Genomic DNA, 22,313 nt, shown 5'->3' with positions numbered 1-22,313 from the left:
CGGCCAAGACTGCGCCGAAACGCAGTCGGTGCCGATGATTCCGCCGTCTTCTCTCCCCCGTGTTCTGCACGTGGCAGACTTTAACGCGAAGCACGGTCAATCGACACAGCCCACCGGCAGATCTTCGGCAAGGCCAGGCAGGACCTCAGGAGGAGGTGTCGGCGGGATCGAGCAGACCCTCGACCGGGGCCAGGGTCACCGTTCCCGCTTCCAGGTCGACCTCCGGCACGAGAGCCTGGACGAACGGTACGAAGGTCCGGCCACCGCCGCTCAGTTCGATCTCCAGCAGGTCCTGAGCAGGTGGATGCGCGACGGAGACGATCGTGCCGACCGATTCCCCCTCGGCGCTCAGCACCCCCAGCCCGATCAGTTGCCGGTCCCAGTACTCCTCCGGCCCCTCGGCTGCCTCGTCGGCGGGGGTGCTTGCCATCAGTTCGACCCCGCGCAGGGCCTCGGCAGCGTTGCGGTCGCCGACACCCTCCAACGACAACAGCAACCGCCCCTGGTGCCAGTGGCTCTTGGCCACGGTCCAGGAACGGAAGCTGTTGGCGTCGGTGAGGCGTTGCCCTTCGGCGAAGCGCCGCTCGGGTTCGTCGGTGTACAAGGCGACGGTGAGCGCACCCCGTACCCCGTGCGGGCGGCCGATCCGGCCGACCCGCACCTCGATCGAACCGGTGCGCTCAGCGACCACGCCGCGGACGATCGACGTCGACGAAGTCCACCTGTACCCGCTCACGCCCGGCGAGGGCCTTGACCACGGTACGCAGAGCGGTGGCGGTACGGCCCTGTCGACCGATCACCTTGCCCACATCGGAGGGGTTGACCCGTACCTCGAGGATCCGTCCACGGTGCAGGTCCTTGTCCTTCACCGCGACGTCATCGGGGTTGCTGACGAGTCCCCTGACCAGGTGTTCGAGTGCCTCGGCGAGCACGCTCAGGCCTCGTTCGACTCGGCAGCTGCGGCCTCGTCGGCCTTCGGCTCCTCGGTCTTGGTCTCCTCCGCCTTGGCCTCCTCGGCCTTCGGCTCGGACTTGGCCTTCTTCTCCGACTTCTTCACCGCCGGGGCGGCACTGGCCGAGCCGAGGACCTCGTTGAAGCGGGCGGTCTTGTCGACCTTCTCCGGCTGCGGGTCGATGCCCGAGGCGGACTTGTCGCCGCTGAACTTCTGCCAGTCGCCGGAGCGCTTGAAGATCGCGACCACGGCCTCGGTCGGCTGTGCACCGACGCCGAGCCAGTACTGGGCGCGCTCGGAGTCGACGACGATCACCGAAGGATCGTTCTTCGGGTGGTACTGACCGATCTCCTCGATCGCCTTGCCGTCCCGCTTCTGGCGGGAGTCCATGACGACGACGCGGTAGTGCGGGTTGCGGATCGAGCCGAGCCGCTTCAAACGAATCTTGACAGCCACGTGGGTGGTATCTCCTGTGTACAAAGTTTGGCTGGTCATCGGTTCGGCGTGGGGCACCGAGGTCTCCGACCGGATGGTCTCTGGCCGATCGTGACGATGAGAGGGCGCCACGAGGCACAGATGCGCAACCAAGTTTGCCAGAACTCGGCACCGGCACCAACTCGCCCCTGCCGGACGCTCACCCGATCGCCACGGGCGGCTGGTCAACCCTTCGACCCGACACCCGCCCAGCAGCGTCAGCCCACCGTCGATCAGGCCACCGGCACCCCGCGCAGGATCACCGCCGACGGGTGGGCGACGACACCCACCCGATCTCGTGGATCGCTGTCGTAGACCACCAGGTCGGCCGGTTCACCGGCAGCGAGCTGGGCCGCACCGAGCCATTCGCGGGCCCGCCAGGAGGCCGCACCGAGTGCGAACTCGGCTCCCCCGACCCTGGCCAGCAACTCGATCTCCATCGCCAGGGTGCCGTGCGGGCGCAGGCCGCCGGCATCGCTGCCGGCATAGATCTGCACCCCGGCGTCGTAGGCCTTGCCGACGGTCTCGAAGCGGCGCCGATGAAGATCACGCATGTGCTTGGCGTAGGTCGGGAACTTGGCCTCCCCCTGGGCGGCGAAGTCGGGGAAGTTCTCGATCTGCACCAGCGTCGGGTCCAGCGCGATGGCCTTGTGCACCATCTGCGCGATCACCTCGTCGGTCAGTCCACTGCCGTGTTCGATGCAGTCGACACCGACCTCGACCAGTTGGGCGACCGCCTCCTCGCCGAAGACGTGGGCAGCGACCCGTACCCCGAGTTCGTGGGCGCGGTCGACGGCCGGCGCCAGCACCTCGGTCGGCCACAGCGGCGCCAGGTCACCGACCCCGCGGTCGATCCAGTCACCGACGAGTTTGATCCAGCCGTCACTGTCCAGAGCCTGCTTCTCCACCTCGGCCAGCAGCCCTTCCGGTTCGACCTCGGCGGCGAAACCACGGATGTAACGCTTCGGCCGGGCGATGTGGCGACCGCAACGAATCGTCCGTGGCAGGTCGGCGCGCTGCTGCACCCAGCGGGTGTCCTCCGGCACCCCGGCATCGCGTACCAACAGCACCCCGGAGTTCCGGTCGACGATCGCCTGCGATTCGGCCTCCTCGACGCTGACCTCGCCCTCGGCCCCCAGCCCGATGTGGCAATGGGCATCGACCAGACCGGGCATCAGGTACCCATCGCGGCAGACCGTGGTCGCACCGGTCTGGGGTTCGTCGGTCATCACACCGTCCACCACCCAGCGATCGGCCACCTCGCCGGACGGGAGCCAGGTGCCGTGCAGGTGCAAGCTCTCCATGGGCAGATCCTGCCATTGCCGGCGTCGCGGACGGCCACCGACCCCGGCCGGCAGAAAGACCCGCTCGGTGGCCTCAGGCGCGGTCGTGCACCAGGTCGTCGATCTCGGCAGCCCGCAGGGTGTCGAAACCGGGTAGGCCGGTGGCCGGATCGAACTCGACCCCGTGAACCGCCGGCAGCGGGAGCGCGTTGTAGTGGAACGGGGTGCTGAAGTAGTAGGCCCCGGTGTCCAGCAGGGCGATCAGATCGCCTGGTTCCAGCAGGGGCAGCTCCCGCCCCTGGGCGACCAGGTCGCCGGCGAAGCAGCAAGGTCCGGCCACATCCTGCACGGCGGCAGGTCGTGCCGGCTTCGGTGCTCCGCTTGCATCGAAGGTGGCGATCCGCAAGGGCCAGGCATCCGGCATGAACACCGTCCTGGTGGCCACCTGGGCACCGGCATGGGTGATCGCGATCCGCCGCCCACCGACCTCCTTGGTGTATTCCACGTAGGCCGCGATCCATCCCTGTTTGGCCAGGATGCTGCGGCCGAACTCGGTGACCAGCGCGTAGTCACCGCAGAACAACCGTGGCGCCGCCTCGCGCAGCGCTGCCACGTAGTCGTCGAAGTGCGCGATCGGCTGGTCGGTGTCGAAGTCCACCGGCAGCCCCCCGCCGATGTCGAGGGTGTCGATCTGGGCCCGGCCGGCGCGGGCGTTGACCTCGTCGGCGAAGTCGACCAGGACACCGATCCCCTGCCCGATCAACGGCAGCGGGCAGCCCTGGGAGCCGACATGGACATGGGCCCGGTTCAGCCACGGATGGTCCAGGTAGGCCTGGATCAGTCGTTCCCGCATTCCCGGATCGGCCAGTGGCACGCCGAACTTGGAGTGGGCGCTGGCGGTGCTCATGGCGCTGATGCTGCCGGCCCCGACCTGCGGATTCAGTCGGAACCCGACCGGGCTGACGGACGGCGCGGCGCGGCGCAGTTCGGCGACCCGGGCGAACTCCTGGAAGTTGTCGACGTTGATCGCGATCCCCAGCGTCAGTGCGTGCTGCAGTTCCCGGCGGGATTTCGCCGGGGAGTCGAACACCATCCGCTCGGGGGTGTGCCCGGCCTCCAGCGCCGCCCGCAGTTCTCCGTCGCTGGCCACCTCGGCACCCATGCCCAGGCGCCGTAGCCGCTCCAGCACACCGACCATCGAATTCGCCTTCGCGGCGAAGGCGTGCAGCACCGGGATGTCGGCCGGGAAGGCCCGGTGCAGATGCTGCAGGTTGTCCGCCACCTGCTGCCAGTCGAGGAAGGCAGCGACCGGCGAGTCGTCGACGTCGAGCAGCCGCTGATCGATGGCTGCGGCAAGTACCTTGGCACGGCGTTGATCGGCTTCACTCGGATTCACTGGTGCGGTCTCTCCTCGAGGTCGGTTTCCCCTGTCCGGACGAACCTACACTCGTACCGTCATGCGCAGTGGCGAAATCGGCGCGTACCCGGACCGGTCAGGGCTGGGTGGCCAGCCGCGGACGCTCGGGTGGGATGGCGGCCAGCAATGCCTTGGTGTAGTCGGTCTGCGGATCGTCGAAGATCTGCTCGGCCGGCCCCTGTTCGACGGCCTTGCCCGACTGCATCACCAGCACGTCGTGGCTCATCTGCTGCACGATCGCCAGGTCGTGGGCGATGAACAGGTACGTCAGCCCGAGCTCGGACTGCAGCCTCAGCAACAGGTCCAGGACCTTCGCCTGGATCGACACGTCCAACGAGGCAGTCGACTCGTCGAGGATCATCACCTCGGGTTCCAGTGCCAGGGAGCGGGCGATCGAGACCCGCTGGCGCTGCCCACCGGACAACTCGTGCGGGTATCGCTCGGCGAAGCCGACCGGCAACCCGACCAGGTCCAGCAGTTCATCGATCCGGGCCTTCGCCGAGCCGCCCTTCGGCAGTTTGTGCACACTCAGCGGCTCGGCGATGCTGCGCCCGACCCGCATCCGCGGATCCAGCGAGGAGAACGGGTCCTGGAAGACCATCGCCACCCGCCGCCGCAGGTCCTGGCTCGGCCGGTGCAGCAGGTCCTCGCCGTCCAAGGTGGCGGTGCCACCGGTGGGCTTGACCAGACCGGTGAGCACATTGGCGATGGTCGACTTGCCCGATCCGGACTCGCCGACGATGCCCAGGGTGCGGCCCTTGCGTACCTCGAAGGAGACGTCGTCGACCGCGTGCACGATGCTCTTGCCGACCGCCGAGGTGACCGGGAACTGCACATCCAGGTCCTTCACCTGCAGGGTGACCGCACCATCGGGATCGGCCACCGGCGGCGGTGGGGAACCCAGGGTGGGACGGGCGTGCAGCAACTCGATGGTGTAGCGATCCTGCGGTGAATCCATCAGTTCGACCACACCGCGCTGCTCGACCACATTGCCCTTCTGCAGCACCAGGACGTCATCGGCGACCTGCCCGATCACGCCGAGATCATGGCTGATCCAGACCACAGCCGTACCCCGGTCGTGCTGCAGCCGGCGTACCAGCTCGATGATCTGTGTCTGGGTGGTCACGTCCAGCGCCGTGGTCGGCTCGTCGGCGATCAGCAGCAGCGGATCGCAGGCCAGCGCGATCGCGATCATCACCCGTTGCCGCTGTCCGCCCGAGAGTTGGTGCGGGTAGGCCTGCAGGCGCTGCTCGGGGTCGGGCAGGCCGACGGCTTCAAGCAGTTCCAGGGCGCGTTTGCCGGCCAGCTTCCGGCTCAGGTTGCGGTGGGTCTCCAGGGATTCGGTGATCTGCCGTTCCAGGGTGAGCAGCGGATTCAGCGAGGTGCTCGGATCCTGGAAGACGAAACCGATCTGATCCCCGTGGACGCTGCGCAGGACCCGTTGCGAGGCGTTCACCAGCTGGGTCTGCTGCCCCTGCGGGCCGGCCAGGACGCTGGAGCCGGAGACCTTGGCTCCGGGAGCGTCCAGGAGTCCGGTGGCGGCCAGGACGGTCATCGACTTGCCTGACCCGGACTCCCCGACGATGCCCAGGGTCCCCCCGGGTTCGACGCTGAAGCTGGCACCGTTGACGATCGGCTTGGAGCCGATGGAGACCCGCAGGTCCTCCACCGTGATCACCGGCGGTTGGGAGTTCATCGTTTCCTTCCGGCTTCGATCCGGCTGCGTTGCTTCGGGTCGAGCACATCCCGCAGACCGTCACCCAGCAGGTTGAACGCGAGCACAGTGACGAAGATCGCTGCACCGGGGAAGACGCTCATCCACCAGGCCAGGGAGAGGAATCCCTGGGCGGAGAACAACATGCCACCCCAGGACGGTTCCGGCGGCTGGATGCCGAGCCCGAGGAAGGACAGTGCCGCCTCGGACAGGATCGCGAAGGCCAGCGAGAGCGACGTCTGCACGATCAGCGGGCCGGTGATGTTCGGCAGGATGTGGGTGGCCAGGATCCGCAGCGGCGGCGTACCCATGGTCTGCGAGACCTGGACGAATGGCTCGGTACGTACCGACAGGGTGCTGGCGCGGGCGACCCGGGCGAAGATCGGGATGTAGACGATGCCGATCGCCAGCATCGTGGTCGTCTTCCCCGGGGCCAGGATCGCCACGATGGCCAGCGCCAGCAGCAGCACCGGGAAGGCGAACATCACGTCGACGATCCGCATCAGGACGGTGTCGACGATGCCCCCGACGTAACCGGCGACGATGCCGACGATCACCCCGATCACGAAGGCGATCGCCACTGACACCAGGGCCACCTCCATCGAGACCCGGGCGGCGATGATCACCCGGGAGAAGATGTCGCGACCGAGATCGTCGGTGCCGAACCAGTGGGCGGCCGAGGGCGGCTGCAACTGGTTGGCGACGTTGATCTCGTTCACCCCGTAGGGCGCCAGGTAAGGCGCGAAGATCGCGGTCAGGACCACCACCAGCAGCACGATCGCCGAGCCGACCGTGGTCGGGTTGCGCAGCAGCAGGTGCCAGGCGCTGAGCCTGCTGGTGTCGTCGGAGGCGTCGACCTCGGTCACGGTCTCGTCGACCGCTTCGTCGACCATCGAGTCGTCGGGTTCGCGTGCGCTCATTCCAGCCTGATCCTCGGGTCGACGATGGCGTACAGGACGTCCACCAGCAGGTTGATCAGCAGGAACATCGCCGCGATCAGCAGCACCGCTCCCTGGATCACGGTGTAGTCACGGGCGGCGACTGCGTCGTAGACCAATCGCCCCAGCCCGGGCCAGGCGAAGACCACCTCGACCACGATCACCCCGCCCAGGATGGTGGCGAACTGGATGCCGACGATGGTCAGCACCGGGACCAGGGCGTTGCGCAGGATGTGGCGCCGGGTGACCACCGCGCTGGCCAGCCCCTTGGACCGGGCGGTACGTACGTAGGGCATGGCCGAGACCTCCAGCACCGCACTGCGGATGAACCGGGTCATGATCGCCGCGGCCACCACACCGATGGTCAGCCCGGGCATGATCACCCGCCTGGCCCAGCCGCCGAAGTCCTCGGTGAGCGGTACGTACCCACTGGAGGGCAGCCAGCCCAGCACCGAGGAGAACAGCAGGATCAGCAACATGCCCATCCAGAAGTCGGGGATGGAGACCCCGAACTGGCTGGTCAGGCGGACGATCACGTCGCTGACCTTGCCCTCGTGCAGGGCCGACCAGATACCTGCCGGGACCGAGATCACCAGCGCGATCAGCAGGCCGACGACGGCCAGCGAGATGGTTGCGGGCAGACGCTCCAGGAGCAGCACCGTCACCGGATCACCGCTGCGGAAACTGACTCCCAGATCCCCGGTCAGCGCGTTCCCCAGGTAGCTGAAGAACTGTTCGACCAGGGGCCGGTCGAGCCCGGAGGCGGTCCGCAGCGCCTGGTAGGCCTCCTCGGTGTAGCGGGTGCCGAGCGCCAGCCGTACCGGGTCTCCGGGGACGAGTTGGACCAGGGCGAAGACCACCACGATCACGCCGAGCAGGACGACCGCGGAGTAGGCGAGCCGGCGGGCCAGGAAGAGCCCGAACTGTTTCGGTGCGAACCTCATAGCTCAGCTCTCCTGCAAGGTGACGGGACCGAAACGGATCGCTCCGTCGGCACGGGCGGTGTAACCGGACACCTCGGGCAGCCAGGTCTGCACCACCGACGGGTTGTAGAGGTAGATGTAGCTGCACTCGTCGGCGATGATCGTGGCTGCCCGGGCATACAACTCCTTGCGGGCCTCGACGTCGACCTCGACCTGACCGGCGTCGAGCAACTCGTCCACCTCGGGGTTGGAGTAGCCCTGGGCGTTGCTGCCGCCCTCGCTGTGGTGCTGGGAGTAGTAGTAGTCGTCGGGGTCGATGTTGCCCAGCCAGCCCATCATCAGCAGGTCGAAATTGCCCTGGTTCTGTTCGTCCAGCCAGGTGGAGAAGTCGGGCTGGCTGATCTGCACGGTGATCCCCAGCGGGGCCAGGTTCGCCGCGATCACCTGCGCGGCGACCACGGTCTCGGGGTACTCGCTGGTCGCCAGCAGTTCCATCGGGGCACCGCTGAACCCGGCCTCGGCGAGCAGTTCCCGGGCCCTGTCCAGGTCCAGCCGGTAGGTGTCGTAGGGGGTGTACCACGGGCTGGTCTCGGGGATCGCCAGTTGGTTCTCCACCGCCGTGCCGTAGGCGACCGCCTGCAGGATCGACGGCCGATCGATGGCATAGGCGATCGCCTGGCGTACCCGGACATCGCTCCAGGGATCCTTCTTCAGGTTCAGCGCCAGGTACCAGTAGTCGGTCGACTGCAACGACTCCAGCACCAGCGACTCGTCGCGGCGCAGTTCCTCGACGGTCTGCGGCGGCACCACATCGGTCCAGTCGATCTCACCCGACCGGAGGGCGGCCAGCGCGGTCGACGGTTCGGAGATGAAGGAGATCTCGACCGAACCGAGGGTGACCGGTTCACCCCAGTAATCGGCGTTGCCGCGCAGGGTGATCCGGTCGCCGCTGGCGTACTCAGCCAGGTAGAACGGCCCGGTGCCGATCGGGGTGTTCGCGATCTGACCGGATTCGACGTTGTTGCGTTGGACGATCGCCAGTCCCTTGAAGCCACCCAGGTTGGTCAACAGGCTCGGGGTCGGTTGGCTCACGGTGATCACCACGGTGTGGTCGTCCGGTGCGGTGACCTCGCTGACCGCGGCGAGTTTGTAGGCGTTGGACAGTTCCTCGTCGATCAACCGGGTGTAGGAGTACACCACGTCCTCGGCGGTGAAGGGGCTGCCGTCGTGCCAGCTGACGCCCTGGCGCAGGGTGAAGGTGTAGGTCAGTTGGTCGTCGCTGATCTCCCACGACTCGGCCAGGGACGGCTGCATCTGCAGGTTCTCGTCGGGCTGGACGAGGGTGTCGAAGATGTTCTCCAGGACCTGGAAGGTGAAGTAGGCCGAGCTGGAGTGCGGATCCAACTGGTCGGGCTCCCCACCGATGGCGACCCGCAGCACCGGGCCGGTGGTCGGATTGCCGAAATCGGCCTGTCCGCCGCTGAGGTCGACTCCCTCACCGGTGGAGCAGCCGGTCGCGGCCAGCCCGGCAACAGCCAGAAAGCCACCGACGAAGGTGCGTCGTTTCACGGATCTCCCGGAGCCGAGGGGCGTTTGGACCCTAGGAACCCTAGGCGAAGTTGTCGAGCGCCCAACAGGGGGTCGGCCGACATTTACCCTTTCGTGTCCTGCGCCCGGCTGCGCGGCACCCGACCCGTTCGGCCCGGCTGCAGCCCAGGGATCGACCGCCGAGCTGCAGGAACGGGCTCGGCTCGTGGCCGGTGATCGGGGCCCGGAACCCGGCGGTCAGCGGTTCTTGAACATTTTCTGCAGATCGGCCGGCAACTCGAAGTCACCCATCGCCTGCTGCAGCTGCTTCTCGTCCATCTGCGAGGGGTCCATCCCGAAGGCAGCGGCCGGGTTGACCGCCTCCTCCTTTGGTTTTGGGCCCGCTCCCCCGGCCCGCTTCGCGGGGTTGCCGGAGACGCCCTTGCCGCGCTTCTTCTTGCCCTGTTGCTTCTTCGGCTGCCGCTTCGGCCCGGCCGCACCGGGTCCGCCCATACCGGGCATGCCCGGCATCCCGGGCATCTTGCCCGAGGCCAGTTGGGTCATCATCTTGCGCGCCTCGAAGAAGCGCTCGACGAGCTTGTTCACATCCGAGACCTTGGTCCCCGAACCGGCCGCGATCCGGGCGCGCCGCGAGCCGTTGAGGATCTTCGGGTTCTCCCGCTCGGCCGGGGTCATCGACAAGATGATCGCCTCGATCCGGTCGATCTCCTTCTCGTCGATACCGGAGATCTGCTCCTTCATGTCGCCGGTCATCCCCGGCAACATGCCGAAGATCTTCGACAGCGGCCCCATCCGGCGGACGGCCTTCATCTGGTCCAGGAAGTCGCCCAGCCCGAACTCACCGTCACCGCGGCCGGAGAGCTTCGCCGCGGCCTTCGCCGACTGCTCGGCGTCGAAGGTACGTTCGGCCTGCTCGATCAGCGTGAGCATGTCGCCCATGCCGAGGATCCGGCTGGCCATCCGGTCGGGGTGGAAGACGTCGAAGTCCTCCAGTTTCTCCCCGCTGGAGGCGAACATGATCGGCTGACCGGTCACCCGGGCGATCGACAGCGCGGCACCACCGCGGGCATCACCGTCGAGCTTGGTCAGCACCACCCCGTCGAATCCGACGCCCTCGGCGAAGGCGTTGGCGGTCGAGACCGCGTCCTGGCCGATCATCGCGTCGACGACGAACAGCACCTCGTCGGGATTCACCGCCGCCTTGATGTCGGCGGCCTGCTGCATCAGTTCGGTGTCCACACCGAGCCGGCCGGCGGTGTCGACGATCACCACGTCGTGCAGCTTCTGCTGGGCGATGGAGATCGAGTTGCGGGCGACCGCGACCGGGTCACCGACCCCGTTGCCGGGCTCGGGTGCGTACCACGCGACGCCGGCACGTTTGGCGACCACGGTGAGCTGCTGCACCGCGTTCGGCCGCTGCAGGTCGGCGGCGACCAACAGCGGGGTGTGCCCCTGGTTGGCCAGCCATTTGGCGAGCTTCCCGGCCAGGGTGGTCTTGCCCGCACCCTGCAGACCGGCGAGCATGATCACCGTCGGCGGACGCTTGGCGAAGCGCAGCACCCGGGTCTGCCCGCCGAGGATCTCGACGAGTTCCTCGTTGACGATCTTGATGACCTGCTGGGCCGGGTTCAGCGCGCCGGTGAGCTCGGCACCCTTGGCGCGTTCCTTCACCGCAGCGATGAATTCCTTCACCACGCCGAGATTCACATCGGCCTCGAGCAGCGCGATCCGGATCTCCCGCGCGGTCGCGTCGATGTCGGCGTCGGTCAGCCGGCCCTTGCCGCGCAGATTCTTGAAAGTCGCGGACAGGCGATCGGAGAGTGTGTCGAACAAGGTTCCCTCGAGCGGTCAGAGATGGTGATTCAGCGCCCCATCCTACCCGTCCGGCAACTGGGACGTGACAATCCGGTATGCGGAGGTGCACTATCTACGGGCTTGCGGGAACGATTCCCGCCACTGGGCCGTATGTGCCCGGTCCATCATTGTTGGAAGGTACAGGCAGGTGACGGAAACGTCTGCATCGGCTACGGCGCCGGTGAACAAGCGCGGCAGGGTGATCTTCGCCTCCCTGGTCGGCACATCGATCGAATTCTACGACTTCTACATCTACGCAACTGCGGCGGTGCTCGTCTTCCCGGCTCTGTTCTTCCCGCATGCGACCGAGACCACGGCCCAGTTGCAGTCCTTCGCCGTCTTCGGCGTGGCCTTCATCGCCCGGCCTCTCGGCTCGATCGTCTTCGGCCACCTGGGTGACCGGATCGGCCGCAAGGCGACCCTGATCGGTTCGTTGCTGACGATGGGTATCGCCACCTTCCTGATCGGCTGCCTGCCGACCGCACTGACCCCGGGTTGGGAGGTGGCGGCGCCGACCCTGCTGGTGATCATGCGCTTCTTCCAGGGCATCGGCCTGGGCGGTGAGTGGTCCGGCGCTGCCCTGCTGGCCACCGAGAACGCCCCGCAGGGCAAGCGCGCGATCTACGGCACCTTCCCCCAGCTGGGAGCCCCGATCGGCTTCATCCTGGCCAATGTCTTCTTCCTGGTCCTGTCCTCGACCTTCGCCCCGGAGATGTTCGCCGCCTGGGGTTGGCGGGTCCCGTTCCTGGCCAGCGCGGCGATGGTGGCCCTGGGCCTGTGGGTACGGCTGAAGCTGGTCGAGTCGCCGGCCTTCCAGCGAGTCCAGGAGCAGGACAAGGTCACCTCGGTGCCGCTGGGCGTGGTGCTCAGCAAGTACCTGGGCCCGACCGTGCTGGGTACGTTCAACATGCTCGCGACCTATGTGCTGTTCTACCTGTTGACCACCTTCACCCTGACCTACGGCACCCGCGCGGTGGATGCAGCCGTACCCGGCCTCGGTTACACCCGGACCACCTTCTTGCTGATGATGATCATCGGCGTGGTCTTCTTCGGGATCTTCGTCCTGGTCGCCGGCCCGCTGGCCGAGCGCTTCGGTCGGCGCAAGTCGCTGATGGTGATCACCGCCGCCATCGGTGTCTTCGGTTTCCTCTGGGTACCGCTGTTCGGCGGCGGCACCCCGGGTGTGCTGGCGCTGCTGATCCTCGGCTTCACCCTGATGGGGCTCACCTTCGGACCGATGGGGGCGCTGCTGCCGGAGATGTTCCCGACCAATGTGCGCTACACCGGTTCGGCGGTCAGCTACAACGTGTCGTCGATCCTGGGCGCCGCCCTGGCTCCGTTCATCTCGGTGTACCTGTGGGGCCTCGGCGCCGGCAGCCCGTTCCTGGTCGGTCTCTACCTGACCGGTGCGGCGGTGCTGACCATGATCTCGCTGTTCCTGACCAAGGAGACCCGCGACCTGGCCTATGAGGACAACGTCGGCTGAGCCGCAAGCTCGCAGCCGAGGGCCCCGCACCGTTCGGTGCGGGGCCCTCGTCGTACCCGTGGCCGCTCAGGACGGGGACCGATCCCGAGCTCGATCAGTCGGTTCAGCCGATGGGCGCCACCGCTAGGGTGCGGTCATGGGCGAGCACTCCTACCGGCTCACGGTCACCTGGACCGGGGATCGGGGCAGCGGTACCAGCGGCTACCGCGACTACGCCCGCGAGGTGACCGTCGAGACCGACGGCAAACCGCTGTTGCTGGGCTCGGCCGACGTACCGTTCCGCGGTGACGCGACTCGCTGGAATCCCGAGGAACTGCTGCTCGCCGCGCTCAGCCAGTGTCACCTGCTGAGTTACCTGCACGCCTGTGTCAGCGCCGGGGTGGTCGTCACCGGCTACACCGATCACGCCAGCGCGACGATGCTGCAGCAGGGCAACGGTGGCCACTTCACCGAAGCGATCCTGCATCCGGAGGTCACCGTCGCCGAGGCGTCGATGCTCGACGCCGCCCGGGCCGCCCATGAGCTTGCCCATGACTGGTGCTTCATCGCCAACTCGGTGAACTTCCCGGTGCGCCATCGGGCCCGGGTCACCGCCGGCCCCGACAACTGATCGGGACGCCGCCCGGAGCGGCCGCGCAGCCCCGGACCGGCTCAGCAGAATTGGTCTCCACTCGATTCAGACACCGCGCTTCGACGACTCGGGCTCGGGCCGCTGACGGAGCGAACCAGCTCCACCGTCGAGCCGATCCCGGCCACCGGCGGCAGATCCTCGCACCGGATCCTGGATCACCCGATGATCAAGGTGATGATCATGGTCACGATCAGGGTGTTGTAGGTGAAGGCGATCATCCCCTGGGTGGTCACCCGCTTGCGCACCTGAGGACTGCGCATCTCCACATCGGTGGTGCCGAAGGTGCTCTGGACGGCAAAGGCGAGATAGACGTAGTCACTGAACGGGCGGTCGGCACGGTCCTCGGGGAACCTCACCTGCGCCGGATCCATCTCGGCGTACTCGAGGGCGAAATGGACCATGATGTTCACCCAGCAGCAGATCACCAGCACCAGGGCCAACGGCACCATCGCGGTGACGACCCGAATCTGGGGCAAGGCGATCAGCAAGAACACGGCGATCACCGCCAGCAGCGCCGGGGTGACCGGGCCGAGCAGTCCGCCCGGTTTGCTCCGCCGTCCCTGCACCGCCGCCAGCCGCAGTTCCTCTCCGCGCAGTCCGCGGAAGGCGACCAGCAGCATGACCACCTGGGCCACCGTGAGCAGGATCCAGACCGTGAACGGGCCGAGCACCAGGACGTATCGCGCCGCCGCAGGAACCGCGACCGCGAGCAGGGTGCCAATGACCACGAAGGTCAGGCTCGATACCAGTGCCGCGCCGTAACCCCGCACGTTCTCCGACCGCAGCCGTTCGGCAGGCGGGACGCGGGTCCGACCTGCGGCGGCGGGGCTCATCTCAGGAGGCTTTGGCGGTGTCGAGCAGGGCGTCGACGAACATCTCCGGGTCGAACGGGGCCAGGTCGTCGGCGCCCTCCCCCAGGCCGACCAACTTCACCGGCACGCCGAGTTCGTTCTGGATCTGGACGATGATCCCGCCCTTGGCCGAACCGTCCAGTTTGGTCAACACCACCCCGGTGACGTCGACCACCTCGGAGAAGATCCGGGCCTGGGTGAGCCCGTTCTGCCCGGTGGTGGCGTCGATCACCAGCAGCACCTCGCTCACCGGGGCCTGGCGTTCGATCACCCGCTTGACCTTGCCCAGCTCGTCCATCAGGCCGGTCTTGGTGTGCAACCGGCCGGCGGTGTCGATCAGCACCACATCGACACCGTTCTCCTTGCCCACCTTCACCGCTTCGAAGGCCACCGAGGCCGGATCGGCCGCCTCCTCGCCCCGCACCGTCGGTACGCCGACCCGCTCACCCCAGGTGGCGAGCTGCTCGGCGGCGGCGGCGCGGAAGGTGTCGGCGGCGCCCAGCAGCACGTCGGCATCCTCGGCCACCAGCACCCGGGCGAGCTTGCCGACGGTGGTGGTCTTGCCGGTCCCGTTCACACCGACGACCATCACCACACCGGGCTCACCGGCGGTGTTGATGCTGCGATCACTGTCGGGCCCGATCAGGGTGAGCAGTTCCTCCCGCAGGATGTTCCGCGCCTGCTCGGGATCGGTCACCCCGTCCACGGTGAACCGCTGCCGCAGCCGCTCGGTGAGCTGGGTGGTCGGCCCGACGCCGAGGTCGGCGGTCAGCAAGGTGTCCTCGAAGTCCTCCCAGGTCTCCTCGTCCAACTGCTTGCCCGAGAGCAGAGTAAGCATCGCCTTCGACAGCGGGTTGTCGGAGCGAGCGAGCCGGGCGCGCAGACGCTGCAGCCGGGTCCGCGGGGTTTCGGGGGTGTCGAGTTCCGGTGCGGCGACCGCCGGTTCGTCGACGACGCTCTCCTCTTCGACCACCGGTTCGTCGGTCGGCCGCTCCGGTGCCTCGGTCGACGGCTCGGCGGTGGCGGTCCCACCGGATGCGGCCTGTTCGGCCTGCTTGGCCTCCAGCTCGGCCCGTTCCCGGGTGGCGATCGCCTGCCGCCGGGCCGCGACGGCACCGACGCCGACCGCGACCAGGCCGAGGGCGAGGACGATGAGAAGAATGATGGTCAGATCCACGGGCCCATCCTAGGAACTGTTCTCATCGGCTGGCCAACCGGCAGCAGGTACGGCGAAGCGCCCGACCGCGTGGCGACCGGGCGCCCCGGTGGACCCGTGGGACACGGGCCGGGGTGGCTTCGGGTCAGTGGGTACGGACGCGCTGCTGGTACTGCGAGGCCTTCTCCACGAAGCGCTCGAACTTGGCCGGCGGTTCGCCGTCGCCGTTCAGCGCCTGGGCGGTACGGGCCAGGCGGTCGGCTACCTTCGGGAAGCGCTCGCGGAGCTTTCCCTGCATACCGATGGCGACCACGGCGAGAACTCCCCCGGCGACGAGGGCGCTGATGATGAGGTAGACGAATGTCCACTCGATGACGTGCATGATGATGTTCCTCCGGCGGCGTTCTGAAGGGAAGTGGGCGGCCGTGCCACCGGCCTCCGCCATCCAGTCTGACACGCGAATCGAAGAACTACGCCTGTGGGATTCACAACGATTCGGTAGCGGCGGTTGTCCGGTTGTCACAACCGGTGCGTACCTGTCCGGAAGCCGGCCGCCATGGCTGCCGAGAGCGACCCTAGGCGCTCTTGTCCAGCCGCTGACTGATCACCATCGACACCCCGTCACCGCGCATGGTCACCCCGTACAACGCATCGGCGATCTCCATCGTCCGCTTCTGGTGGGTGATCACCAGCAACTGCGAGTTCTCCCGCAGTTCCTCGTACAGCTCCAGCAGTCGTCCGAGGTTGGTGTCGTCGAGTGCCGCCTCGACCTCGTCGAGGATGTAGAACGGGCTCGGCCGGGCGATGAACAGCGCGACCAGGAAGGCGACCGCCACCAGGGAGCGTTCGCCACCGGAGAGCAGCGACAGCCGCTTCACCTTCTTGCCCGGCGGGCGGGCCTCGACGTCGATCCCGGTGGTCAACATGTCATTCGGGTCGGTCAGCACCAGCCGTCCCTCACCGCCGGGGAACAGCCGGGCGAACACCCGGGAGAAGGCGGTCTCGACATCGGCATAGGCCTCGGTGAACACCTGCTGCACCCGGGCGTCGACCTCGTCGATGATCTCGGCCAGGTCGGCCCGGGTCTTCCTCAGGTCGTCCAGTTGCTCGGCCAGGAACGCATGCCGTTCCTGCATCGCATCGAACTCCTCCAGGGCCAGCGGGTTCACCTTGCCCAGCTGGTTCAGCGCCCGTTCCGCCGAACGCAGCCGCTTGCTCTGCTCGTCACGGACGAACGGCACCGGCTCGGGCTGCTCGTCGTCCTCGGTGAGCGCGGAGCCGTCGGGGCGGGTGAGCACCGGCACCGGCTGGTCGGGGCCGTACTCGGCGGCCAGGGTGGCGGCCTCGATCCCGAGTTCCTCCAGCGCCTTGGTCTGCAACGCCTCCACCCGCATCCGCTGCTGGGCGCGGGCCAGCTCGTCGCGATGCACCGCGTCGACCAGCTTCTCCAGTTCGGCGGCGAACTCGCGGGAGCGTTGCCGGGCCTGACCGACGACGGTGTCGGCCTCGGCATGTTCGCGTTCGGCCGCACTGCGTTCGGCCGCGGCGGCCTCCCGGGCGATCTCCACCTGCCGGGCGATCCAGCCACAGGCGGTCTCCACGGCGGCGGCGACCTCGGCCTCGCGCAGCAGTGCCCGGCGGCGTTCCTCCGCGCGCGCCCGGCTGGCACGTTCGGACTGGGCGGCACGGCGCAGCGAGTCGGATCGTCCGGCCAGTCCGCGCGCGCGTTCCTCGACGGTACGCAGGGCCAGGCGGGATTCCATCTCGGCGGTACGGGCGGCCCGGGCCAGCTCACCCAACCGGTCCCGTTCGGCCGGATCGGCCTCCTCCACGTCCTCGGCCTCGGCAGAGGCCAGCTCCAGCCGCTGTCTCAGCTCGGCCAGAGCGGTCGAGTTCTGCTCCCGGGAGTTCTCGGCCGCCTCGATCGATCGGCCGGCCCGGTCGGCCTCCTCACCGGCGGACCGGGAGACCGCGCCGAGCCGGCCGAGCTGTTCGGCCACCGCGGCCATCTCGGCATCGGAGGCGTGCAACCGGTCCAGGGCGGCCTCCACCCGTTCAGCGGCCTCGGCGCGGCGGGCATCGAGCTCGGGGCGGGCGAACTTCACCCGGTCCAGCGCATGTCCGGCCTCGGTCAGGGCGGCCTCGGCGTCGTCGACGGCCGACTGCGCCTCGATCAGCGACTGCTTGGACTGCGAGCCGCCGGCGGCGAACCAGCTGGAGTAGATGTCACCCTCGGCGGTCACAGCCGTCAGCTCCGGACGACCGGCGAGCAGCCGCTGGGCGTGCTCGGCATCGTCGATCACGACGGTCGATCCGAGCAGTCGTCGCAGTGCCGGCCGGAGGTCGTCGTCGGCGGTGATCAGGTCCAGCGCGCGGCGGGCGCCGTCGGGCAACGGGCCGAGGTCCTCGGCCCGCTGATCGCCGGCCGGGCCGGCGAGCAAGAGGGTCGCTCGGCCGAGGTCCTCTCGTTTCAGGTGTTGCAACGCCGCAGCAGCGGCGTCCAGGTCGTCGACGCCGATCGCATCGGCGGCTGCGCCGAGGGCGGCCGAGACGGCCTTCTCGTACCCGGATTCGATCGTGATCAGCGAGGCCAGCGCGCCGCGCACCCCGTCGAGCTTGTCCGCAGCGGCGAGCAGCGCGGCGCCGGCGTCCTTGCGGTCCAGGCCCAGCCGCAGCGCCTCCACCCGGGCCTGGGCGGCGGCCTTCTCCGAGCCGGCCGCCCGCTCGGTCCGGTCGAGTTCGGCGATCTGCGACTCGATCTCGGTCAGGGCTGCGGTGGCCTCCTCGTGTTCGGCGTCCAGCCCCTCCTCGCCGGCCGACATCTTGGCCACCTCGGCCTCGACGGAACGGAACTCGTTCTTTGCCTTCTCGGCCCGGGCCAGCGCATCGGCACGCACTTCGGCCAGACGCCCCAGTTCGGCATCGGCTGCTTCCAGACGGCTGCTCAGCGACGCCACCTGCCCCTGCAACCGGGCGAGGCCCTCCCGCCGGTCGGCGGCGGCGCGGACCAGCGAGGCGTACCGCTTCTCCTCCGCGGCATGGGCGGCCTCGGCATCGGTCCGGGCCAAGGTGGCGTCCTTCAGTGCGGCATCGGCGGCGGCCACCTCCTCGGCCAGTTGCCGCTCCTGCGCGGCGACCGACTCGGCCTGCCGTTCCAGTTCGTCGGGATCACGGCCGGTCGGGGTGGCCGGTTCGGCGGCACCGGCGGCGTTGCGTACCCGCTCACGAGCGATCGAGCTGGTGGTGGAGACCCGTTCCCGCAGTGCCGACATGTCGTACCAGGCCTCCTGCGCCGCGGCCAGCCGGGGACGGCCCAACCGCAACTGCTCCTCGGCCTCGGCCTCGGCATTGCGGGCCTCCTCCAATGCAGCCTCCAGTCGTGCCCGCTCCTGCCTGGCTGCGGCCTCATCGGCCAGGTCGGAGGCCATGGCGAGTTCTGCCTGGACCAGGTCGTCGGCCAGCAGGCGGGCGCGCGCATCACGTACCTCGGCCTGGATCACCGCGGCCTTGCGGGCGACGGCGGCCTGCCGACCGAGGGGTTTGAGCTGTCGCCGCACCTCCTCCAGCAGGTCGTTCAGCCGGTGCAGATTGCCCTCGGTGGACTCGAGTTTGCGGACCGCCTTCTCCCGGCGCTTGCGGTGCTTCAGCACACCGGCGGCCTCCTCGACGAAACCGCGGCGTCCCTCCGGGGTGGCCTGCAGGATCGAGTCGAGCTGTCCCTGGCCGACGATCACGTGCATCTCCCGGCCGATGCCGGAGTCGCTGAGCAGTTCCTGGACGTCGAGCAGGCGGGCGTTCTGCCCGTTGATCTGGTAGTCGGAGCCGCCACTGCGGAACATGGTCCGTTTGATCGTCACCTCGGTGTAGTCGATCGGCAGTGCCCCGTCGGTGTTGTCGATGGTCAACTCGACCTCGGCCCGGCCCAGCGGTGCCCGCCCGGACGTTCCGGCGAAGATGACGTCCTCCATCTTGCCGCCGCGCAGGGATTTGGCGCCCTGTTCACCCATCACCCAGGACAGCGCGTCGACCACATTGGACTTGCCGGAACCGTTGGGTCCGACCACACAGGTGATGCCCGGTTCGAAGTGCAGCGCGGTCGCCGAGGCGAAGGACTTGAACCCGCGGAGGGTCAACGACTTGAGGTACATCGATCAGCCTCGCTCTGCGTCCTCGGCACCGGCGGTGACCGGGTTCTCCGGCTCGGCCGATGGGGTGTTCCTGTCTGCTGCGCCGGTAGGCCCGTGATCGGTGGACCTGGGCCTCGCATCGGTGGACCTGCGTGCCGGATCGGTCTGCGGTGCTGCCACCCCGTCGAGGTCGGTACGTTCGGCGACCTCGGGATCCTCGGCGGCCAGTTCCGGTGCCACCACCGGTGCCACCATCGGCACCGGCGCGCTGTCGGGTTTGCGGCGGACCGCGGAGAAGGTCCACAGCTTGTTCAGCACGAAGGTGATCGGCACGGTGATGATGATCGCGATCAGGTGCGCCCAGTAGAAGCGGTTGGTGAAGCCCGATTCCCCGGTGAAGATCGTCGGCGGCAGCAGTTGGTACAGCGGCGATGTCGGGTTGATGAAGAGCGTCTCGATCAGCATCGTCACGATCTGCGCCCCGAAACCGACCGCCATGAACGGCCAGTACTCCTTGAACCACCTGGCGTGTTTGGCGCTGTTGAAGGTCCAGGTCCGGTTGAGCTGGAAGTTCCACAGGTTCGCCACGATGAAGGCAATGATGGAGAAGACCAACTGCCAGCGCAGGTTGAACTCGGTGAACGGGATCCCGAAGACGATGTCGTCGTTGCGGTGACCGAGGATCTTGCTGGCGAGCACGAAGACGATGTTGTTGACGATCACTCCGGAACCGCCGACGAGGCCAAAGCGGAACAACTGGATCCAGTTGTGGCGATGGCGCACAAAGATGTGGCGGGCGGCTCTTCTCACGATTGAGGCAGCCTAGCCCGCACGACCGCCGGTTCCCAGCCGACAACGCCCGGGCTCCGAAGATTCAGATCCCCTTATCCGGCCAGTTCACGGCCACTCGCGGCTCTCCCATCCCATCTGTTCCGCAGGAATCGCACTTCCTCCACCCTTCATCTGTTCCGCAGGAATCGCACTCAACATCGCCCCTGAGGTGCAGATCCTCCGGAACGGATGAATCGGGCTGTGGAAAGGTCCCGCTCGCCCGTGATGTGCCCCCTCCCGCTGGATGAGCATGGTCGCGTGCGATCACCACACCCACTGCCCGCCGCGCTCGTCGGCCGGACTTTCGAGCTGGACACCGCGCGCCGACTCGGGGTTTCCGACAATCGGCTGCGCGCCTCGGACCTGACAGTGCCCAGCAAGGGCATCCGCACCCCGAGCGGGGAACCACCGTCGCTGATCGAATATGCCGCGGCAGTGCTCGCCCGGACCGGTGAAGGATGGATCTCCCACACCACTGCCGCCATGATTCACGGGCTCTGGATCCCAGCACGACTCACCCATGACGAGCTCGTTCACATCAGCAGGTACGACCTGCTTGTCGGTCCCCGCCGCCAGGGAGTCGACGGACACCAGGTTCGTGTGCACTGCTCGGACCTGGTGAGGATCGACGGTCTGCAGGTCTCCTCGCCGGCGCGAACCTGGTTCGAGCTCCTCCCCCGGTTGCGCAGGGACGAGGCAGTGATCATCGGTGACCAGTTGCTGCGCCATCCGCTCCCCGGCATCGACCGGCACACCGCCCCGTGGAGCACGCCATCGGAGTTGTCCGATCTCGTCGAACGCAACGCCAGACGTCCTGGGGTCAGACTCGGCCGGGAGGTGCTGCCGCTTCTTCGGCAGGGTTCGGATTCCCCGAGCGAGACTCAGCTACGCCTTGCGATCGTCGGTGCGGGCCTTCCGGAACCGACACCGCAGCTACGTCTGGTGCAGGACGATCCGCTCTCACCGACCGCCGACCTGGGTTATCGGGAGCAGCGAATCGCGCTGCAGCATGAGGGCGGTCACCACCGCGGACCCGATCAGTTCAGCCGAGACATCCGGCGCGATGAGCGATGGCTCGCAGCAGGTTTCCGAGTGATCCGTTCCGACGTGAGTGATACCCGTACCGGCTTTGCTCGCGTGCTGGCGATCCTTCGTCCCCTCATCGGTTCCGCAGGACATGCAGCCTGAACACCGTGATGGGTGCGCTTGCTGCGGAACAGACGCTCAGCCGCGGGCCCGGGGCACCCGCTGGCAGTTCGGGCAGCGGTACGACGACCGGTTCTCGAAGGCCTCGCGTTTCATCGGCCGCCCGCAGCGGCGGCAGGGCAGCCCGTCTCGGCCGTAGGCGTCCAGGGAGCGCTCGAAGTAGCCCCACTCGACACGTTTGTGACATTCACTCACTCGTGAGTCGAATCATCAATCGACTCACCATTCAATCGCGATTCGACCGCTTCTCGGGCTGCTTGTCCCGCCGGATCTTCGCCTGGCGCTCCAGGAGGTGGTCGAGGAAGACCTGGCGGATCGCGATCCTCTGCTCGGTCGTCAGCGGCCGTGCGGTCGCACGGATCCTCCGAACGTGTTCCTCCCGAGCTGTCCAGCCGAACGCGTCGTTCAGATCGGTAACTTTAACCAGGACCTTGATCACGGGCCGTCCATCGCGGCCACCCATCTTCTCCTTGCGCGCCGGGAGGACTCCCTGTCTGATGCGTCGCCAGATCGTCTGATGGCTGCAGCCGTGCCGCTCGGCCGCAGCCGCGACGACGAGCCACTCGTCCTCGGGCATCCGGGCTCCTCCAGATCCTGAGCACCTCAGAGAGACTCGATCACTTCCACGACCGCGAACGCTCCGATGTGACTCATCGTCCGTAGACTCATCGTCAGCGTATCGAAATCGTTGATGCATGACCATCCCGGCGCATCGCATCGCTTTCGGCGAGCGCCTCCGCACCTTGCGCCGCGAGCTCGGCTGGTCATCGCAGGAAGCCTTCGCTCATCATGTCGGACTCGACCGCACCTACATCAGCGGGCTGGAACGAGGAAGCCGCAACCCGACCCTCGATGTCATCGTCAAGCTTGCTCACGGCCTCGACGTGAAGCCGGCGGAACTTCTCTCCACGATCTATTGAAT

General features: G+C 67.8%; 21 protein-coding genes. 4 read left to right on the top strand and 17 right to left on the bottom strand.

Annotated features, from left to right (window positions below):
* Window positions 1-145 precede the first annotated feature (145 nt).
* The 10 genes from rimM to ffh form a co-directional block, all read right to left on the bottom strand.
* Window positions 146-691: a ribosome maturation factor RimM gene (gene rimM, locus CLV29_RS03090; RefSeq protein WP_243831688.1), complete on the bottom strand. Its 546-nt coding sequence runs from the start codon at window positions 689-691 to the stop codon at window positions 146-148.
* Entirely contained in the window at window positions 681-932 is a 252-nt protein-coding gene (locus tag CLV29_RS03085; protein WP_133753596.1) for an RNA-binding protein, read from the bottom strand. Before CLV29_RS03085 ends, rimM begins: the two co-directional genes overlap by 11 nt.
* A gap of 2 nt (window positions 933-934) precedes the next feature.
* Window positions 935-1,408, bottom strand: a complete 474-nt coding sequence (gene rpsP / locus CLV29_RS03080; RefSeq protein ID WP_133753595.1) for a 30S ribosomal protein S16 — start codon at window positions 1,406-1,408, stop codon at window positions 935-937.
* Between the two features lie 251 nt (window positions 1,409-1,659).
* Window positions 1,660-2,730, bottom strand: a complete 1,071-nt coding sequence (locus tag CLV29_RS03075) for an amidohydrolase family protein (protein WP_133753594.1) — start codon at window positions 2,728-2,730, stop codon at window positions 1,660-1,662.
* A gap of 73 nt (window positions 2,731-2,803) precedes the next feature.
* Complete coding sequence (locus CLV29_RS03070) at window positions 2,804-4,105, bottom strand: type III PLP-dependent enzyme domain-containing protein (protein ID WP_133753593.1); 1,302 nt, start codon at window positions 4,103-4,105, stop codon at window positions 2,804-2,806.
* 97 nt (window positions 4,106-4,202) lie between these two features.
* Window positions 4,203-5,822: a dipeptide ABC transporter ATP-binding protein gene (locus CLV29_RS03065; protein ID WP_133753592.1), complete on the bottom strand. Its 1,620-nt coding sequence runs from the start codon at window positions 5,820-5,822 to the stop codon at window positions 4,203-4,205.
* Complete coding sequence (locus tag CLV29_RS03060) at window positions 5,819-6,760, bottom strand: ABC transporter permease (RefSeq protein ID WP_243831687.1); 942 nt, start codon at window positions 6,758-6,760, stop codon at window positions 5,819-5,821. The genes CLV29_RS03065 and CLV29_RS03060 overlap by 4 nt, the downstream gene beginning before the upstream one ends.
* Window positions 6,757-7,722 carry an ABC transporter permease gene (locus CLV29_RS03055; protein ID WP_133753591.1) on the bottom strand — a complete coding sequence of 322 codons (966 nt, stop codon included), beginning with the start codon at window positions 7,720-7,722 and terminating at the stop codon, window positions 6,757-6,759. The genes CLV29_RS03060 and CLV29_RS03055 overlap by 4 nt, the downstream gene beginning before the upstream one ends.
* A 3-nt stretch (window positions 7,723-7,725) precedes the next feature.
* Window positions 7,726-9,270, bottom strand: coding sequence for an ABC transporter substrate-binding protein (locus CLV29_RS03050; RefSeq protein ID WP_133753590.1), 1,545 nt, complete (start codon window positions 9,268-9,270; stop codon window positions 7,726-7,728).
* 216 nt (window positions 9,271-9,486) lie between these two features.
* Window positions 9,487-11,082, bottom strand: coding sequence for a signal recognition particle protein (gene ffh / locus CLV29_RS03045; protein WP_133753589.1), 1,596 nt, complete (start codon window positions 11,080-11,082; stop codon window positions 9,487-9,489).
* A 169-nt stretch (window positions 11,083-11,251) separates the two neighbouring features.
* On the opposite strand from ffh, the gene CLV29_RS03040 reads away from it, so the two are divergent.
* Window positions 11,252-12,589 carry an MFS transporter gene (locus CLV29_RS03040; RefSeq protein WP_208292733.1) on the top strand — a complete coding sequence of 446 codons (1,338 nt, stop codon included), beginning with the start codon at window positions 11,252-11,254 and terminating at the stop codon, window positions 12,587-12,589.
* A gap of 136 nt (window positions 12,590-12,725) precedes the next feature.
* Window positions 12,726-13,199, top strand: a complete 474-nt coding sequence (locus CLV29_RS03035; RefSeq protein WP_133753588.1) for an OsmC family protein — start codon at window positions 12,726-12,728, stop codon at window positions 13,197-13,199.
* 176 nt (window positions 13,200-13,375) lie between these two features.
* Here the strand turns inward: CLV29_RS03035 and CLV29_RS03030 are convergent, their stop codons facing one another.
* From CLV29_RS03030 to CLV29_RS03010, 5 genes are all read right to left on the bottom strand, one after another.
* Window positions 13,376-14,053 carry a DUF1345 domain-containing protein gene (locus tag CLV29_RS03030; RefSeq protein WP_133753587.1) on the bottom strand — a complete coding sequence of 226 codons (678 nt, stop codon included), beginning with the start codon at window positions 14,051-14,053 and terminating at the stop codon, window positions 13,376-13,378.
* A gap of 1 nt (window position 14,054) precedes the next feature.
* On the bottom strand, window positions 14,055-15,248 hold the full coding sequence (ftsY, locus tag CLV29_RS03025) for a signal recognition particle-docking protein FtsY (RefSeq protein WP_133753586.1): 1,194 nt from the start codon (window positions 15,246-15,248) through the stop codon (window positions 14,055-14,057).
* Window positions 15,249-15,372: 124 nt separating this feature from the next.
* Complete coding sequence (locus CLV29_RS03020; protein WP_133753585.1) at window positions 15,373-15,609, bottom strand: BAR domain-containing protein; 237 nt, start codon at window positions 15,607-15,609, stop codon at window positions 15,373-15,375.
* Window positions 15,610-15,802: 193 nt separating this feature from the next.
* Window positions 15,803-19,375, bottom strand: coding sequence for a chromosome segregation protein SMC (gene smc / locus CLV29_RS03015; protein ID WP_133753584.1), 3,573 nt, complete (start codon window positions 19,373-19,375; stop codon window positions 15,803-15,805).
* 3 nt (window positions 19,376-19,378) lie between these two features.
* A complete protein-coding gene (locus CLV29_RS03010; protein WP_279586475.1) occupies window positions 19,379-20,137 on the bottom strand; it encodes a GtrA family protein in 759 nt (252 codons plus the stop codon).
* A 306-nt stretch (window positions 20,138-20,443) separates the two neighbouring features.
* Between CLV29_RS03010 and CLV29_RS03005 the strand changes: the two genes are divergently transcribed.
* The gene (locus CLV29_RS03005; protein WP_133753582.1) at window positions 20,444-21,373 is read left to right on the top strand and encodes a hypothetical protein; all 930 of its coding nucleotides are present in this window, start codon (window positions 20,444-20,446) and stop codon (window positions 21,371-21,373) included.
* Window positions 21,374-21,409: 36 nt separating this feature from the next.
* Here CLV29_RS03005 and CLV29_RS03000 read toward each other — a convergent pair whose 3' ends face one another.
* The gene (locus CLV29_RS03000; protein WP_133753581.1) at window positions 21,410-21,586 is read right to left on the bottom strand and encodes a zinc finger domain-containing protein; all 177 of its coding nucleotides are present in this window, start codon (window positions 21,584-21,586) and stop codon (window positions 21,410-21,412) included.
* 31 nt (window positions 21,587-21,617) lie between these two features.
* Window positions 21,618-21,968 carry a hypothetical protein gene (locus tag CLV29_RS02995; protein ID WP_133753580.1) on the bottom strand — a complete coding sequence of 117 codons (351 nt, stop codon included), beginning with the start codon at window positions 21,966-21,968 and terminating at the stop codon, window positions 21,618-21,620.
* Window positions 21,969-22,086: 118 nt separating this feature from the next.
* Between CLV29_RS02995 and CLV29_RS02990 the strand changes: the two genes are divergently transcribed.
* Complete coding sequence (locus tag CLV29_RS02990) at window positions 22,087-22,311, top strand: helix-turn-helix domain-containing protein (RefSeq protein ID WP_133753579.1); 225 nt, start codon at window positions 22,087-22,089, stop codon at window positions 22,309-22,311.
* The last annotated feature ends 2 nt before the right edge of the window (window positions 22,312-22,313 follow it).

Source organism: Naumannella halotolerans, assembly GCF_004364645.1.
Lineage (GTDB): Bacteria > Actinomycetota > Actinomycetes > Propionibacteriales > Propionibacteriaceae > Naumannella > Naumannella halotolerans.
This window is presented reverse-complemented; position numbering and strand designations above follow the sequence as displayed.